General features: G+C 66.8%; 13 protein-coding genes, 1 tRNA gene and 2 pseudogenes. 15 read left to right on the top strand and 1 reads right to left on the bottom strand.

Features of this window, described 5'->3' with window-relative positions; translation table 11 throughout:
- The first annotated feature begins 153 nt into the window (after positions 1-153).
- Both R0D99_RS07910 and R0D99_RS07915 read left to right on the top strand, forming a co-directional pair.
- Positions 154-1,521 (top strand): ATP-binding protein, encoded by a 1,368-nt coding sequence (locus tag R0D99_RS07910; protein WP_317750854.1) that lies wholly within the window; start codon positions 154-156, stop codon positions 1,519-1,521.
- A gap of 515 nt (positions 1,522-2,036) precedes the next feature.
- Positions 2,037-3,572: a Do family serine endopeptidase gene (locus tag R0D99_RS07915; RefSeq protein WP_317750855.1), complete on the top strand. Its 1,536-nt coding sequence runs from the start codon at positions 2,037-2,039 to the stop codon at positions 3,570-3,572.
- A gap of 205 nt (positions 3,573-3,777) precedes the next feature.
- On the opposite strand, the gene R0D99_RS07920 is transcribed toward R0D99_RS07915, so the two are convergent.
- The gene (locus R0D99_RS07920; protein WP_317750856.1) at positions 3,778-4,053 is read right to left on the bottom strand and encodes a hypothetical protein; all 276 of its coding nucleotides are present in this window, start codon (positions 4,051-4,053) and stop codon (positions 3,778-3,780) included.
- A gap of 45 nt (positions 4,054-4,098) precedes the next feature.
- Between R0D99_RS07920 and R0D99_RS07925 the strand changes: the two are divergent.
- The 13 genes and pseudogenes from R0D99_RS07925 to nuoF all read left to right on the top strand — a co-directional run bounded on the left by R0D99_RS07925 (position 4,099) and on the right by nuoF (position 15,588).
- Positions 4,099-5,260: pseudogene (locus tag R0D99_RS07925) on the top strand (pyridoxal phosphate-dependent aminotransferase).
- Between the two features lie 131 nt (positions 5,261-5,391).
- Positions 5,392-5,659: pseudogene (gene rpsO, locus R0D99_RS07930) on the top strand (30S ribosomal protein S15).
- Between the two features lie 218 nt (positions 5,660-5,877).
- On the top strand, positions 5,878-8,190 hold the full coding sequence (gene pnp / locus R0D99_RS07935) for a polyribonucleotide nucleotidyltransferase (protein ID WP_317750857.1): 2,313 nt from the start codon (positions 5,878-5,880) through the stop codon (positions 8,188-8,190).
- Between the two features lie 66 nt (positions 8,191-8,256).
- Positions 8,257-9,270: an NAD(P)H-quinone oxidoreductase gene (locus R0D99_RS07940; protein ID WP_317750858.1), complete on the top strand. Its 1,014-nt coding sequence runs from the start codon at positions 8,257-8,259 to the stop codon at positions 9,268-9,270.
- A 170-nt stretch (positions 9,271-9,440) separates the two neighbouring features.
- Positions 9,441-10,190 (top strand): triose-phosphate isomerase, encoded by a 750-nt coding sequence (tpiA, locus tag R0D99_RS07945; protein ID WP_317750859.1) that lies wholly within the window; start codon positions 9,441-9,443, stop codon positions 10,188-10,190.
- A 39-nt stretch (positions 10,191-10,229) separates the two neighbouring features.
- Entirely contained in the window at positions 10,230-10,679 is a 450-nt protein-coding gene (gene secG / locus R0D99_RS07950) for a preprotein translocase subunit SecG (protein ID WP_317750860.1), read from the top strand.
- 128 nt (positions 10,680-10,807) lie between these two features.
- Positions 10,808-10,892 (top strand) — tRNA-Leu (locus tag R0D99_RS07955).
- Positions 10,893-10,948: 56 nt separating this feature from the next.
- A complete protein-coding gene (locus R0D99_RS07960; protein WP_317750861.1) occupies positions 10,949-11,308 on the top strand; it encodes an NADH-quinone oxidoreductase subunit A in 360 nt (119 codons plus the stop codon).
- A 39-nt stretch (positions 11,309-11,347) separates the two neighbouring features.
- On the top strand, positions 11,348-11,827 hold the full coding sequence (locus R0D99_RS07965) for an NADH-quinone oxidoreductase subunit B family protein (protein WP_317750862.1): 480 nt from the start codon (positions 11,348-11,350) through the stop codon (positions 11,825-11,827).
- A 2-nt stretch (positions 11,828-11,829) separates the two neighbouring features.
- Complete coding sequence (locus R0D99_RS07970; RefSeq protein WP_317750863.1) at positions 11,830-12,438, top strand: NADH-quinone oxidoreductase subunit C; 609 nt, start codon at positions 11,830-11,832, stop codon at positions 12,436-12,438.
- 30 nt (positions 12,439-12,468) lie between these two features.
- Entirely contained in the window at positions 12,469-13,722 is a 1,254-nt protein-coding gene (locus R0D99_RS07975; protein ID WP_317750864.1) for an NADH-quinone oxidoreductase subunit D, read from the top strand.
- On the top strand, positions 13,719-14,237 hold the full coding sequence (nuoE, locus tag R0D99_RS07980; protein WP_317750865.1) for an NADH-quinone oxidoreductase subunit NuoE: 519 nt from the start codon (positions 13,719-13,721) through the stop codon (positions 14,235-14,237). The genes R0D99_RS07975 and nuoE overlap by 4 nt, the downstream gene beginning before the upstream one ends.
- Positions 14,238-14,241: 4 nt before the next feature.
- The gene (nuoF, locus tag R0D99_RS07985) at positions 14,242-15,588 is read left to right on the top strand and encodes an NADH-quinone oxidoreductase subunit NuoF (RefSeq protein ID WP_317750866.1); all 1,347 of its coding nucleotides are present in this window, start codon (positions 14,242-14,244) and stop codon (positions 15,586-15,588) included.
- Positions 15,589-15,607: the final 19 nt, after the last annotated feature.

Genomic DNA, 15,607 nt, shown 5'->3' on the forward strand with positions numbered 1-15,607 from the left:
ATTGCGCTTATCTGGCAAGCGGTGGAGGGCGAAAACACTTGAAAAATCCATTCATGGGTACAGCCATGCCTGGCTTTCGGACCAAGCCACGCCATTTCAACGAAACCGCCTCTCCCTCTGGCAGAGGGCAGGGGTGAGGGCCGACGGCGCACCATGAACACCGAGCGGCTGCCATCCCCCGCGCCCTCGCTGCGCCGCCAGCTCACCGGCGCGCTGCTGGCTGCCGTGCTGGCCTTTGCCGCGCTGCAGGCCGCCGTCACCTACCGCACCGCGCGCGCCGAGACCGAAGCGCTGTTCGACGCCCAGATGCAGCGCATCGCCCTCACGCTGTCGGGCCGGCTGGGCGAGGGCGGTCTGGGCGACGACGACACGCCGGCCGTAGACGAGCCGGCCGCGCGCGAGATGATCATCCAGGTCTGGCGCGCCGACGGCCTGATGCTGTACCGCAGCCCGCACGGCCGGCTGCTGCAGCCGCAGGCCGTCATCGGCTTCTCTGACGTCAATGCCGGCGGCGAGCGCTACCGCGTCTACGCCCTGCGCACCGCTACCCAGGTGGTGCAGGTGGCGCAGCAGGCCGCCGCGCGCGGCCGCATGGCGGGCCAGCTGGCGTTGCGCGCCGTGCTGCCCGTGGCGCTGCTGGCGCCGGTGCTGATGCTGATCGTGTGGTGGGTTATCGGCCGCGCGCTCGGCCCCATTGAGCGCGCCCGCCGCCAGGTGGCCACGCGCCGGCCCGACGACCTGTCGCCCCTGCCCACCGCCGGCCTTCCGGCCGAGGTGCGGCCGTTGGTCGACGAGATGAACGGCCTGCTGACGCGCCTGTCCGCCGCGTGGGACGCACTGACCCACTTCACCGCCGACGCCGCGCACGAGTTGCGCTCACCCCTGGCCGCGCTGCGCCTGCAAGTGCAAGGTCTGCAGCGCGCCGACACGCCCGCCGCGCGCCAGACCGCCGAAAGCCGCCTGCTGGCCGGCATCGACCGCGCCACCCGGCTGGTCGAACAACTGCTGGCCCTGGCCCGCCAGGAAGGCGCCGCGCGCGACGCGCCCCTGATGGACGTCAACCTGGCCGCGCTGGCCCACGTCGCCGTGGCCGAAGCTGCCTCCGAAGCCGCGCGCCGCGGCATCGACCTGACCGTGGACGCCCCCGCCGCCGCGCGGGTGCCCGGCCAACCCGAGGCCCTGGCCGTGCTGCTGCGCAACCTGCTCGACAACGCCCTGCGCCACACGCCCAAAGGTGGCCACGTGCGCGTTAACGTCGAACCCGCGCAGGCGGGGCAGGGCGCGCGCCTATCGGTCGAAGACAGCGGCCCCGGCATCGCCCCCGAAGACCGCGCCCGCGTGCTGGACCGCTTCTACCGCGCTCCGGGGGCGCCGGGGCACGGCAGCGGGCTGGGGTTGGCCATTGCGCGCGCGGTGGCGGAGAGGCATGGGGCGGTGATTGAAGTGGGGGAGTCGGCGGAGTTGGGTGGGGCGCGGGTGGCAGTAATGTTTCAAGTCACCCCCCGTCGACAAAAAATGTGATCTGACCCCATTTTTAATCTGACGCCGTTTTATATTATTAAGTAGTTGAAATGAATATTAAGTCTCTCGTCAAGGGTCTATTGCTGAGGGCGATAGTCAACGAGAAAGGGAATGTCAGGGCCCGGCCGGCAATGATCGTTGCGGTCGTTGGGTTAGCGATAACAATTTTAAGTATTAATTATATGTTGCCTCATTGGTAGGGGTGGCTTGGGTTTTTATGCGGTCTGACGCTCATGTATTTTTCAGGGTTTGCTCTTCGATCAGCGTTGCTGGATTTGCGGGTATTTAATAAGGACCCTTTGGGTTGGAGAGCCGCCAAGAAAACGTATGGCGATCCAGCAGAGGAAAATGAGCAGCGGCAGAATAGCCTGTGGTCAACAATTCGATGCCGCATATACGGGAGCATGGGCTTTCAACGTCAGTCCACGGTCTGGTCCTAAGCCCCGCCTAACTCTCGCCCCCCACATTCTTCCCATACCGCCCCGTTGGGCGGACCAATGGAAAGGATGCGAGAGATGAACACCCCTGTGCAATGGACTTCGAGGAAGCTGGTGGCGGCGTTGGTGGCCGCTGGCGTGTTGGGCGGCGTGGGTGCGACGGCGGTGCGGCAGGTGCCGTTGACGCATGCGCTGGCGCAGCCGCCTGCGGTGGTGGCCGCTGCCGCGCCATCGGTGGCGCCTGCGGCGCCCGCGCTGGTCGCGGCGCCGGACTTCAGCGCCATCACCGCCCAGTACGGGCCGGCGGTGGTCAACATCAGCGTCAGCGGCACGCGCAAGGTGGCGCTGGGGGATGACGATGAGGACGGCGCGTCGGCCGCGCAGCAGGGCGGGGTGCCCGATGCGCAGATGCAGGATTTTCTGCGCCGCTTTGGCATGCCGCCCGGGATGTTCGGGCCGGGGCCGGGCCAGCGCGGCGGCGGTGCGCCGCAGATCACGCGCGGGCAGGGGTCGGGCTTCATCGTCAGCCCCGACGGGTTGATTTTGACCAACGCCCACGTGGTGCGCGGCGCCGATGAGGTGGACGTGCGGCTGACCGACCGGCGCGAGTTCCGCGCCAAGGTGCTGGGCCGCGACGACAAGACCGACATCGCCGTGCTGAAGATCGCCGCCACCGGCCTGCCCACGCTGCCGCTGGGCAGCAGCCAGGCGCTGAAGGCGGGTGAATGGGTGCTGGCCATCGGCTCGCCGTTCGGCTTCGAGAACACGGTGACGGCGGGCGTGGTCAGCGCCAAGGGCCGCTCGCTGCCCGACGACAGCGCCGTGCCCTTCATCCAGACGGACGTGGCGGTGAACCCCGGCAACTCGGGCGGGCCGCTGTTGAACGCGCGCGGCGAGGTGGTGGGCATCAACGCGCAGATCTACAGCCGCTCGGGCGGTTACCAGGGCGTGTCGTTCGCTATCCCGATCGAGCTGGCCACGCACATCAAGAACCAGATCGTGGCGCACGGCAAGGTCGAGCACGCGCGCCTGGGCGTGACGGTGCAGGAGGTGAACCAGGCGTTTGCCGATTCGTTCAAGCTGCCGCGGCCCGCGGGCGCGCTGGTGTCGAACGTCGAAGACGGCGGTCCCGCCGCGCGCGCCGGCCTGAAGGCGGGCGACGTGGTCACCGCCGTCGACGGCCAGCCCGTGGTGGCCTCGGGCGACCTGCCGGCCCGACTGGCGCTGGCGCGGCCGGGCGACAGCGTCAAGCTGGAAGTGTGGCGCAGCGGCAAGCCCGAAACCCTGACCGCCCAGCTGGGCGGCACGCCAGCCAAGGGCGCCCCGGTGGCGGCTGCCGCCGGCGAGCAGGGCAAGCTGGGCCTGGCGCTGCGCCCGCTGCAGCCCGACGAGCGGGCCGATGCCAAGGTCGACGGCGGGCTGCTGGTGCAGCAGGCCAGCGGCGCCGCGGCGCGCGCAGGCGTGCAGCCGGGCGACGTGATCGTGTCGGTCAACGGCCAGCCGGTGCGCGACGTGGCGCAGGTGCGCGGGCTGGTGGCCCAGGCCGACAAGTCGGTGGCGCTGCTGATCCAGCGCCAGGGGCAGCAGCTGTTTGTGCCGGTGCGGGTGGGCTGACGAACATCAGGGCAAAAGATGCTTCCAGCGCAGACGGGTACTGCGTTAAAAGCTATTAAAACGGAAGCAAATCGGCCTTATTCCAACTGGCGATCAAAGCCTTGACCGCCATTGCCGCGTAGTCGGTAATCCAGTGCCGACGTCCCTCGGTGCTCGATTCCCGCCTGCGCGGGAATGACGACGTTTCTTGTGTTTTGAAATCGATTCAGTTGGCGTAACCCAGGCAGGCGCCTGAATTCGGCCGGCCGCGGCATTCGCGGCGCAGGCGGGCGTCCTCGCTTTTCTGGCGCTGGGCGCCCGTCTGGCCGTCGGCATAGGTCGACTGCGGGGCCGGTTTCAGGCGCGTGCCGCGCTTGGGCTTGGCGTCGGCGGGCAGGGCGGCGACTGCCAGGCACACCGCGCAGGCGGACGCAATAAACCAGCGGGGAAGGGCGGACGGCATGACGAAGCTCCAGTGCGTGTAGGGGGCGCGGCTCGTCACGGGTTGTGCGATGCTCGCGGCTGCTATTAGATGAGCCGACATGCCATGCGTCAAGCCGTTCTAGACCTGGAGGAATCCAAAATCCGCGAAGTGGCCAACGCCGGCCTGGGCGTGGCCGATGTGCTGCCGTTCTGGTTTGGCGAAAGCGACGAAGTCACGCCCGAGGCCATTCGCGCCGCCGGCGTGGCGTCGCTGCAGGCGGGCGAGACCTTTTATTCGCACAACCTGGGTCTGCCGGAATTGCGCCAGGCCGTGTCGGCCTACGCCAGCCGGCTGCACGCCGACGTGGCGGTGGACCGCATTGCCATCACCTCGGGCGGCGTCAACGCGCTGATGGTGGCGATGCAGGCGCTGATTGACGCCGGTGACGACGTGGTGGCCGTCACGCCCGTGTGGCCCAACCTGACGGCGCAGCCGCGTATTCTGGGGGCGCGCCTGCGCACCGTGGCCTTGTCGGCCGACGCGCAGGGCGCCTGGCAGCTCGACCTGCCGGCGCTGCTGGCGGCCATCACGCCCGCCACGCGGCTGCTGGTGGTCAATTCGCCCAACAACCCCACCGGCTGGACGCTGTCGCGCGCCGAGCAGCAGGCCATTCTGGATCGCTGCCGCGCCACCGGCACCTGGATCCTGTCGGACGAGGTGTACGAGCGCCTGTATTACCGCGGCGACACCGCCAGCGGCGCGGCGCCCAGCTTTCTGGACATTGCGCGCCCCGACGACCGGCTGGTGGTGGTGCAGAGCTTTTCCAAGGCCTTTCTGATGACCGGCTGGCGCCTGGGTTACCTGGTGATGCCGCCCGACATGACGCCGCAGGTCGGCAAGCTGCTCGAATTCAACACCTCGTGCGCGCCAGTCTTTGTGCAGCGCGCCGCGCTGGTGGCGCTGGCCGAGACCGAGGCGATCACCCCGCGCATCGTGGCGCACCTGAAGGGCTGCCGCGACACGCTGGTGCCGCTGCTGCAGGCCGTGCCCGGCGTGCAGGCGGGCAGCGCGCCGGGCGGTATGTACGTTTTTCTGCGCGTGGCGGGGCAGGGCGATTCGCTGGCGCTGGCCAAGCGGCTGGTGGCCGAGGCCCGCATCGGCCTGGCGCCGGGCATCGCCTTCGCCCCCCGAGGCCGAAGGCTGGCTGCGCTGGTGCTTTGCGTCGAAGGACGTGAACCGGCTGGCGCAAGGCGTGGAGCGGCTGGCGGCCTGGCTGCGGCGGTAAGGACGTCGCGCGGTGCCCAAAACGGGTGGCCGCCTGATACAATCCACAGGTTTTGCATTTCGCAGAACGCACGTGGCATGCAGTTCCGGCGCGCCTCGCAAGTCAAATCATATGGAACAAGGAAAATCGAGATGATCTCCAAAGAGAACAAGGCCGCCGTGGTCAAGGACAACGCACGCGGCGCCGCCGACACCGGCAGCCCCGAAGTGCAGGTCGCCATCCTGACGGCTCGCATCAACGAGCTGACCCCCCCACTTCAAGCAACACGCCAAGGACCACCACGGTCGCCGCGGCCTGTTGCGCATGGTCAGCCGCCGCCGCAAGCTGCTGGACTACCTGAAGTCCAAGGACGCCGACCGCTACGTGGCCCTGATCCAGAAGCTGGGTCTGCGCAAGTAAGCCCATGCCGACGAAAAACGCCTGAAGCCCTGTGGCGGCTCAGGCGTTTTTGTCTTTTTCAACCCCGGAGAAACGCGCGTTCAGAAGCTGAAGCTGTGTCATTCCACAACCTCGTGCGGCCCCCGCGGCCGGGTTCTGGAATGGCATCGTGTTCTGAATGAAAAGCGGCTCCAGCGCAATCCAGTATTGCGCAAGCAGCTATCCAAAAAGGAGCAAACATGAGCATGTTCAACAAGGTCACCAAGTCCTTCCAGTGGGGCGACAAGACGGTCGTCATGGAAACGGGTGAAATCGCCCGCCAGGCCACCGGCGCCGTGCTGGTCGACATCGACGGCACCGTCATCCTGGCCACCGTGGCCGCCAGCAAGTCGGCCAAGCCGGGGCAGGATTTCTTCCCGCTGACGGTCGACTACATCGAGAAGACGTACGCCGCCGGCAAGATTCCCGGCAGCTTCTTCAAGCGCGAAGCCAAGCCGAGCGAACTGGAAACGCTGACCAGCCGCCTGATCGACCGCCCGATCCGCCCGCTGTTCCCCGATGGCTTCTTCAACGAAGTGCACGTGGTCATCCACACCCTGTCGCTCAACCCCGAGGTCGACGCCGACATCGCCGCCATGCTGGGCGTGAGCGCGGCGCTGTCGATCAGCGGCATTCCGTTCAACGGCCCCATCGGCGCAGCGCGCGTGGGCTATGTCAACGGCGAATACGTGCTGAACCCCGGCCCGTCGGCGCGCAAGAACAGCGCGCTTGACCTGGTCGTCGCCGGCACCGAGTCTGCCGTGCTGATGGTCGAATCCGAAGCCCACCAACTGACCGAAGACGTGATGCTGGGCGCCGTGGTGTTCGGCCACGACCAGGGCAAGATCGCCATCAACGCCATTCATGAGCTGGTGCGCGAAGCCGGCAAGCCGCTGTGGGCCGACAACGGTACCTGGGCGCCCGAAGTCAAGGACGAAAGCTTCATTGGCAAGGTCGGCGCGCTGGCCGAACCCAAGCTGCGCGCGGCCTATCAAATCCGCAGCAAGCAGGCCCGCACGCAGGCGCTGCGCGAGGCCACCGCCGCCGTCAAGCAGTCGCTGACCGAAGAGGCCGTCGCGTTCGACCCGGTCAAGCTCGACAACCTGCTGTTCGAGATCGAAGCCCGCATCGTGCGCGGCCAGATCCTGGCCGGCGAGCCGCGCATCGACGGCCGCGACACGCGCACCGTGCGCCCCATCGAGATCCGCAACAGCGTGCTGCCGCGCACCCACGGCTCGGCGCTGTTCACGCGCGGCGAGACGCAGGCGCTGGTGGTCACCACGCTGGGCACCGACCGCGACGCGCAGCGCATCGACGCGCTGGCCGGCGAGTTCGAGGACCACTTCCTGTTCCACTACAACATGCCGCCCTTTGCCACCGGCGAAGTGGGCCGCATGGGCAGCACCAAGCGCCGCGAAGTCGGCCACGGCCGCCTGGCCAAGCGCGCGCTGATCCCGCTGCTGCCGGGGCGCGACGAGTTCCCGTACACCATCCGCGTGGTGTCTGAAATCACCGAATCCAACGGCTCCAGCTCGATGGCCTCGGTCTGCGGCGGCTGCCTGTCGATGATGGACGCCGGCGTGCCGATGAAGGCGCACGTGGCGGGCATCGCCATGGGCCTGATCAAGGAAGGCAACCGCTTTGCCGTGCTGACCGACATCCTGGGCGACGAAGATCACCTGGGCGACATGGACTTCAAGGTGGCCGGCACGACCAACGGCATCACCGCGCTGCAGATGGACATCAAGATCCAGGGCATCACCAAGGAAATCATGCAGGTCGCCCTGGCGCAGGCCAAGGAAGCGCGCCTGCACATCCTGGGCAAGATGCAGGAGGCGATGGGTGAAGCCAAGGCCGAGATCTCGTCGTGGGCGCCCAAGCTCTACACGATGAAGATCAACCCCGAGAAGATCCGCGACGTGATCGGCAAGGGCGGCGCCACCATCCGTATGCTGACGGAAGAAACCGGCACCACCATCGACATCGGTGAAGACGGCACCATCACCATCGCCAGCAACGACGCCGCCAAGGCCGACGACGCCAAGCGCCGCATCGAGGCCATCACGGCCGAAGCCGAGATCGGCAAGGTCTACGAAGGCCCGATCACCAAGCTGCTCGAATTTGGCGCGCTGGTCAACATCCTGCCCGGCAAGGACGGGCTGCTGCACATCAGCCAGATCGCGCACGAGCGCGTCGAAAAAGTCAGCGACTACCTGCAGGAAGGCCAGGTGGTCAAGGTCAAGGTGCTCGAGACCGACGACAAGGGCCGCATCAAGCTGTCGATGAAGGCGCTGCTGGACCGCCCCGAGGGCATGGAAGACCGCCCGCCGCGTGAATACCGCGAGCGTGGCGACCGTCCGCCGCGCGGCGACCGGGGTGATCGCGGCCCGCGTGAAGACCGCGGCGACCGCGGTCCACGCGAGGACCGTGGCGACCGCCCGCCGCGCGCCGAGCGCGAAGAGCGCCCCGTGCCGGCCGAAGGCGCCCACGGTGGCGACCAGCAACAGCAGTAAGGGCAGATTGCTTTTATTTTGATAGCTGAATGCGCTTGTCCTGCAAGCGCAAGAGCCTGATTCGACATGAAGTGCATCGAGATCCGTGAATACGGCGCGCCCGAAGTGCTGGTGCCCGCCGAGCGTCCGATTCCCGTGGCCGGCGCGGGCGAAGTGCTCATCCGCGTCAGCGCGTCGGGTGTCAACCGCCCCGACGTGCTGCAGCGCACCGGCAACTATCCCGTGCCGCCCGGCGCGTCGGACCTGCCGGGGCTGGAAGTCGCGGGCGTCATCGAATCGGGTGACGCTGCAGCGCTGGCCGCGGCTTCGTTGAAAGTCGGCGACCGTGTGTGTGCGCTGGTGGCGGGCGGCGGCTATGCCGAATACTGCGTGGCCCCGGTCGCGCAGTGCCTGCCGGTGCCGCGCGGACTGAGCGATGTCGAGGCGGCGTCGCTGCCCGAGACGTTCTTCACCGTGTGGAGCAACGTGTTCGACCGTGGCCGCCTGCAGCCGGGCGAGACCCTGCTGGTGCAGGGCGGCACCAGCGGCATCGGCGTGACGGCGATCCAGATGGCGCGCGCCGCCGGCGCCACCGTCATCGTCACCGCGGGGTCTGACGAAAAATGTGCCGCAGCGCTGGCGCTGGGCGCACATCATGCTATCAATTACAAAGCAACCGACTTTGCCGACGAAGCGCGCAGGCTGACCGACGGCAAGGGCGTCGACGTCATCCTGGACATGGTGGCGGGCGACTACGTCAAGCGCGAGGTCGAGTGCCTGGCAGAGGACGGCCGCCTGGTCATCATCGCCGTGCAGGGCGGTGTGCAGTCGGGCTTCAACGCCGGGCTGGTGCTGCGCCGGCGCCTGACCATCACCGGCAGCACGCTGCGGCCGCGTCCGGTGGCGTTCAAGGGTGCCATCGCGCAGGCGCTGCAGGCGCGGGTGTGGCCGTGGCTCGAGGACGGCACCGTCCGTCCGGTGATCCACAGCGTTTTCGCGGCTACCGAAGCGGGCGATGGCCTGCCGAGCGGTGCCGCGCGCGCCCATGCGCTGATGCAGAGCAACCAGCACATCGGCAAGATCGTGCTGACGTGGGGTTGAAGAAGTGAAACACCCGCTGAGTCGCTTCGCGCCTTCCTCCGCAAGGGGGCAACGCCCGTGCCCGGTACAAGCCCGGCCACGGCGTTCGCTGGGCTGGCCTGCTTTGCGGCCATTCGACTCCGTGGGTCTGATGCACTGCGGGCCTTGCGTGGCCCGATGGAGCCATTGAAATGAGCAAGAGAAAACAACTCATCGCCGGCAACTGGAAGATGAACGGCTCGCTGGCCGCCAACGAGGCGCTGGTGGGCGAATTGCTGGCCGGCGTTGGCCAGCCGGCGTGCGACGTGGTGGTGTGCCCGCCCGGCGTCTACCTGGGGCAGTTGCAGCGGCTGCTGGCCGGTTCGCCCATCGAGCTGGGCGCGCAAAACGTGTCGACGCACGAGAACGGCGCCTTCACCGGCGACGTGTCGGCCGACATGCTGAAGGATTTTGGCGTGCGCTACGCCATCGTCGGGCACAGCGAGCGGCGCCAGCACCAGGCCGAAAGCGACGTGCACGTGGCCATCAAGGCCAAGCGCGCGCTGGCGGCTGGCATCACGCCCATCGTGTGCGTGGGCGAAACGCTGCGCGAGCGCGAGGAGGGCATGACGGACTTCATCGTCAAGCGCCAGCTGGCGGCGGTGATCCACCTCAACGGCCATTGCGTGAGCGAGATCGTGGTCGCTTACGAGCCCGTGTGGGCCATCGGCACCGGCAAGACGGCGACGCCGGATCAGGCGCAGGCGGTGCATGCTGTGCTGCGCGCGCAGCTCAAGGCCGCCACCGAACACGCCGACCGCGTGCGCATCCTCTACGGCGGCAGCATGAACGCCGCCAATGCGGCCGAGCTGCTGGCGCAGCCCGACATCGACGGCGGCCTGATCGGCGGCGCCGCGCTCAAGTCGGCGGATTTTCTGAAGATTGTGTCCGCAGCGCAGTGATGGCGCGCGGATGATGCTATTGAATCTGGAGTAAAAAGAATGAATGTCGTCCTGAACCTGGTGCTGGTGGTGCAGATCCTGTCCGCGCTGGCGATGATTGGCCTGATCCTGGTGCAACACGGCAAGGGCGCCGACATGGGCACCGCGTTCGGCAGCGGCGCGTCGGGCAGCCTGTTCGGTGCGTCGGGCAGCGCCAACTTCCTGTCGCGCAGCACGGCTGGGCTCGCCACGGTATTTTTCGTCTGCACGCTGGCGCTGGCGTACTTCGGCTTCAGCGTGCGCAGCGCGCCGGCCTCCGGCGGCAGCGTGCTGGAGCGGGCCGCGGTCACGGCGCCGGCTTCGGCCGCGTCGGCCGCCGTGCCGGCCTCCACGGGTGCTGCTGGCGCCATCCCGGCCGGGCCTTCGGGCGTGCCTGCGCCGGCGGCTTCGGCTGTGCCGGCGGCGCCTGCGGTGCCGGCTTCTGGTGCGGGCCAGATTCCGACCAAGTAAGCGCCTCGTCAGGCCATCCTGAAAACGGTCTTTCCCTCTGTAACGGGCCGTTTTTCAGGGTAAACTCCTAGTTGTTTCGCGCGCCTGCGCCGGGTGAGTTCAGCGCCCGGGCAAACGCTCAATTCAAAGCCGTCGTGGTGAAATTGGTAGACACGCTATCTTGAGGGGGTAGTGGCGAAAGCTGTGCGAGTTCGAGTCTCGCCGACGGCACCACAAATACAAGCGCCGGGTGGCCTCTGCCACCACCGGCCACAAGACAAAGACGTTCGATGAACCTTGCTCAGTACCTTCCCGTTCTGCTCTTCATCCTGGTCGGTCTGGCGGTCGGCGCGGTCTGCCTGGGCATGGGGCAACTGCTCATGCCCCATAAGGCCGACGCGGCCAAGAACTCGCCGTATGAATGCGGCTTCGAGGCCTTCGAAGACGCGCGCATGAAGTTCGACGTGCGCTATTACCTCGTGGCGATCCTGTTCATCCTGTTCGACCTCGAGATCGCTTTTCTCTTTCCGTGGGCCGTCGCGCTCAAGGACGTGGGCGTGGCCGGCTTTGTCGCGGTGCTCATCTTCCTCACCATCCTGGTGGTGGGTTTCATCTACGAATGGAAGAAGGGTGCGCTGGACTGGGAGTGATCCCGTCGGCCCCAGCGCCACGCGACAGGAATTTCGCACATGAACGATCAACTTCAGCAAAAGGGCTTTCTGCTCACCGGGGTCGACGCCGCGGTGAACTGGGCCAAGACCGGCTCGCTGTGGCCGGTGACTTTCGGGCTGGCCTGCTGTGCCGTCGAGATGATGCACGCCGCCGCCGCGCGCTACGACATCGGGCGCTTCGGCGCCGAGGTGTTCCGCGCCAGTCCGCGCCAGTCCGACCTGATGATCGTGGCCGGCACGCTGTGCAACAAGATGGCCCCGGCCCTGCGCAAGGTGTATGACCAGATGGCTGAGCCGCGCTGGGTCATTTCGATGGGCTCGTGCGCCAACGGCGGCGGTTATTACCACTACAGCTATTCGGTGGTGCGCGGCTGCGACCGCATCGTGCCGGTCGACGTCTACGTGCCCGGCTGCCCGCCCACGGCAGAAGCGCTGCTGTACGGCATCATCCAGCTGCAGCAGAAGGTGCGGCGCACCAACACCTTTGCGCGGGCTTGAATATGGGCGACATTGCAATTTCCGTCGACGTCCTGAAGGACACCCTGGCCGCCGCGCTGGGCGACAAGGCGCAGCACATTTCCGTCGCGCTGGGCGAAGTCACCGTGACCGTGTCGCCAGACCAGTACACGGCCGCCATGCAACTGCTGCGCGACGCACCGGGCTGCCGCTTCGAGCAACTGATCGACCTGTGCGGCGTCGACTATTCCACCTATGGCGATGGCCGCTGGGAAGGCGCGCGCTATGCGGTGGTGTCGCACCTGCTGTCGGTCAGCCTCAACCAGCGCGTGCGGGTGCGCGTGTTCTGCGCCGACGACGATTTCCCGGTGGTGGCTTCGGTCAACCCGATCTGGAATGCCGCCAACTGGTACGAGCGCGAGGCGTTCGACCTGTACGGCATCATGTTCGAAGGCCACGCCGACCTGCGCCGCATCCTGACCGACTACGGCTTCATCGGCCACCCGTTCCGCAAGGACTTCCCGCTGTCGGGCCATGTCGAAATGCGCTACGACGCCGAGCGCGCGCGCGTGGTGTACGAGCCCGTGTCGATCGAGCCGCGCGAAGTCACGCCCCGCGTGATCCGTGAAGACAACTACGGGGGGCTGCACTGAGCGCGCGTGTGCGTCGTTCATCTTTGACCCATGGCTGAGATCAAGAACTACACCCTGAACTTCGGGCCCCAGCACCCCGCCGCCCACGGCGTGCTGCGTCTGGTGCTCGAACTCGACGGCGAGGTCGTGCAGCGCGCCGACCCGCACATCGGGCTGCTGCACCGCGCCACCGAGAAGCTGGCCGAGCACAAGACCTTCATCCAGTCGCTGCCCTACATGGACCGTCTCGACTACGTGTCCATGATGTGCAACGAGCACGCCTACTGCCTGGCCATCGAAAAGCTGCTGGGCATCGAGGTGCCGATCCGTGCGCAGTACATCCGCGTGATGTTCTCCGAAATCACGCGGGTGATGAACCACCTGATGTGGCTGGGCTCGCACGGCAACGACTGCGGTTCGTCCACCATCCTGATCTACACCTTCCGCGAGCGCGAGGACCTGTTCGACATCTACGAAGCGGTGTCGGGCGCGCGCATGCACGCGGCGTACTTCCGTCCGGGCGGCGTCTACCGCGACTTGCCGGACAGCATGCCCAAGTACACGGTCAGCAAGATCCGCAACGCCAAGGCGATGGAGCAGCTGAACCAGAACCGGCAGGGCTCGCTGCTCGACTTCATCGAGGACTTCACGCGGCGCTTCCCCAAGTGCATCGACGAATACGAGACGCTGCTCACCGACAACCGTATCTGGAAGCAGCGCACCGTGGGCATCGGCGTCATCACGCCCGAACGTGCGCTGAATCTGGGCCTGACGGGCCCCATGCTGCGCGGCTCCGGCATCGCCTGGGACCTGCGCAAGAAGCAGCCCTACGACGTCTACGACCAGATGGATTTCGATATCCCCATCGGCAAGACGGGCGACACCTACGACCGTTACCTGGTGCGGGTGCAGGAGATGCGCGAATCCAACCGCATCATCCAGCAATGCGTGCAGTGGCTGCGCGCCAACCCCGGCCCGGTCATCACCGACAACCACAAGGTCGCGCCGCCTTCCCGCGAGGCGATGAAGACCAACATGGAAGAGCTGATCCACCACTTCAAGCTCTTCACCGAAGGCATGCACGTGCCCGAGGGCGAGGCCTATGCGGCCGTTGAACACCCCAAGGGCGAGTTCGGCATCTACCTTATCAGCGACGGCGCCAACAAGCCGTATCGCCTGAAGATCCGCGCGCCCGGTTTTGCCCATCTGGCGGCGCTGGACGAAGTGGCCCGGGGCCACATGCTGGCCGACGCCGTGGCCATCATCGGCACGCTGGATATCGTGTTTGGAGAGATTGATCGATGAACGCAGCCGTTGCATCCGCTGCCGCAGCGCCACTGTCCGACGCGACGCGCGCGCGTTTTGCCCGCGAAGTGGCCAAGTACCCGGCCGACCAGAAGCAGTCGGCCGTCATGGCATGCCTGTCGATCGTGCAGCAGGAGCAGGGCTGGGTCAGCCCCGACAGCGAACTGGCGGTGGCCGAGTACCTGGGCATGCCCGCCATGGCCGTGCACGAGGTCACGACCTTCTACAACATGTACAACCAGAAGCCGGTGGGTCGCTTCAAGTTGAACGTGTGCACCAACGCGCCGTGCATGTTTGCGGGTGGCCCGCAGGCGCTGGACCATTTGTGCAGCAAGCTGGGGGTCGAGCCTTACGGCACCACCACCGATGGCCAGTTCACCGTGCAGCCGTCCGAATGCCTTGGCGCATGCGGCGACGCGCCGGTGATGCTGGTGAATGACCGCCACATGTGCAGCTTCATGTCGAACGACAAGCTCGATCAGCTCGTCGACGGCCTGCGCCACGCGGAGGACTGAAGCCATGGCACGTGTGCAAGACATCCTCGCGCAGTTCCAGGCCAAGGGCGTGGAAACCTGTTTCCACGGCCGTCACATCGACGCGCAGATCTACGCCGGCCTGGACGGCGCCAATTGGGGCCTGAAGGACTACGAGGCCCGGGGCGGCTACCAGGCCCTGCGCAAGATCGTGGGTGGCAACGGCGCGCCCGGCATGACGCAGGACGAGGTCATCGCCGAACTCAAGGCGTCCAGCCTGCGCGGGCGCGGCGGCGCGGGTTTCCCCACCGGCCTGAAGTGGAGCTTCATGCCGCGCAATTTCCCGGGTCAGAAGTACCTGGTCTGCAACTCGGACGAAGGCGAGCCGGGCACCTTCAAGGACCGTGACATCCTGATGTACAACCCGCACTCGGTGATCGAGGGCATGGCCATCGCGGCCTATGCCATGGGCGCCAGCGTGGGCTACAACTACATCCACGGCGAGATCTTCCAGGTGTATGAACGCTTCGAAGCCGCGCTGGAGCAGGCGCGCGAGGCGGGCTACCTGGGCGACAGCGTGATGGGCAGCGCGTTCAAGTTCCAGCTGCACGCGCACCATGGCTTCGGCGCCTACATCTGCGGCGAAGAAACGGCACTGCTCGAATCGCTGGAAGGCAAGAAGGGCCAGCCGCGCTTCAAGCCGCCTTTCCCGGCCAGCTTCGGCCTCTACGGCAAGCCGACGACGATCAACAACACCGAAACGTTCGCGGCCACGCCGTGGATCATCCGGCACGGCGGCCAGGCGTACCTGGAATGCGGCAAGCCCAACAACGGCGGCACCAAGATCTTCTCAATTCAGGGTGACGTGGAGCGCCCGGGCAACTACGAAATCCCCATGGGCACGCCCTTCGCCAAGCTGCTTGAGCTGGCCGGCGGCGTGCGTGGCGGCCGGCCGCTGAAGGCGGTGATTCCGGGCGGATCGTCTTCGCCCGTCCTGCCGGCCGACATCATCATGCAATGCACGATGGATTACGACTCCATCGCCAAGGCTGGCTCCATGCTGGGTTCGGGCGCGGTCATGGTGATGGACGATTCACGCGACATGGTCGAGGTGCTGCTGCGCCTGTCCTATTTCTACATGCACGAATCGTGCGGCCAGTGCACGCCGTGCCGCGAAGGCACCGGCTGGCTGTGGCGCATGGTGGACCGCATCGAACACGGCAAGGGCCGTCCTGAAGATCTGGCGCAACTTGACAACGTGGCTGAGAACATCATGGGGCGCACCATCTGCGCGCTGGGCGATGCCGCAGCGATGCCGGTGCGCGCGATGCTCAAGCATTTCCGTCATGAGTTCGCAGCCAAGATCGAGGCCGCTCAGAAGCAGGCGGCCTGATGGCGCACGAATGGAACGA

The sequence above is a fragment of the Ottowia sp. SB7-C50 genome (assembly GCF_033110285.1).
Classification (GTDB): domain Bacteria; phylum Pseudomonadota; class Gammaproteobacteria; order Burkholderiales; family Burkholderiaceae_C; genus Ottowia.